The organism is Cetobacterium sp. ZWU0022, assembly GCF_000800875.1.
In the GTDB taxonomy this organism is placed as follows: domain Bacteria; phylum Fusobacteriota; class Fusobacteriia; order Fusobacteriales; family Fusobacteriaceae; genus Cetobacterium_A.
Genome location: NZ_JRJZ01000088.1, coordinates 1 through 461, shown reverse-complemented (window position 1 = coordinate 461; position 461 = coordinate 1). Strand labels below are relative to the sequence as shown.

The 461-nt window shown below is 20.8% G+C and carries 1 protein-coding gene; it reads right to left on the bottom strand.

Features of this window, described 5'->3' with window-relative positions:
- Positions 1-461: replication initiation protein (locus L988_RS07665; protein ID WP_047383119.1), on the bottom strand; the 461-nt coding region annotated here is incomplete at both ends.

The window sequence follows — 461 nt, the reverse complement described above, 5'->3', positions numbered from 1 at the left end:
GTTATTTTTTTTCCTGTATATTTTTTTTCAAGTCTTATATCTAAATCTGTATATGAATTAATTTCTTCTAGTGCAGGTTTTAAAATTTTCTTTTCAATATTATTTTGTGTATAATTTTTTCCATAAAGAATTTTCATTTCATCTATAGATATTGAAACTGTTCTCTTAAATGCTTCAGATTGTAACCTCATATAAAATAAAATTGAGTATTTACTTGATAAATATTTTATATTTTCAAGGTAATATTTACAAAAATTTCCCTGGTTTAAATCTCTTATAAAAGGTAAAAATTTAGGGTTATATTCTACTTCAACTGTCTTTTCTTTTTTATCAAATTCTAACACAGAAAATATACTATAACTTTTATATTTATCTTCATTTTCTTTTATTTCTATTGTTCTTTTTTGTAATTTTTTTATAGTTTCTTCGAATAAAGAATAACTTTTTCTCTCCATCCCTAT